This window comes from Psychrobacter halodurans, from assembly GCF_017498075.1.
In the GTDB taxonomy this organism is placed as follows: Bacteria; Pseudomonadota; Gammaproteobacteria; order Pseudomonadales; family Moraxellaceae; genus Psychrobacter; species Psychrobacter celer.
Map to the genome: position 1 here is coordinate 1 of NZ_JAGBKN010000068.1, position 305 is coordinate 305.

General features: G+C 53.4%; 1 protein-coding gene. It reads right to left on the minus strand.

Annotated features, from left to right (window positions below; genetic code table 11):
* A partial coding sequence (locus J3491_RS12145) for a GTP-binding protein (protein WP_243456392.1) occupies positions 1 to 287 on the minus strand: 287 nt, incomplete at its 3' end.
* Positions 288 to 305: the final 18 nt, after the last annotated feature.

Genomic DNA, 305 nt, shown 5'->3' on the forward strand with positions numbered 1-305 from the left:
GCACCGGTGATCATGTTTTTAACGTAGTCGGCGTGACCTGGGCAGTCAACGTGGGCGTAGTGACGGGTGTCGGTGTCATACTCTACGTGTGAGGTATTGATGGTGATGCCACGTGCTTTTTCTTCAGGCGCGCTATCGATGGCTGCGTAGTCTTTGGCCTCGCCGCCTGAGGTTTTTGCTGCTACGGTTGCGATAGCGGCAGTTAGGGTTGTTTTACCGTGGTCAACGTGTCCGATGGTGCCGACGTTGACGTGTGGCTTGTTGCGTTCAAACTTGGCCTTTGCCATGGGTAATTCCTCTTTTTT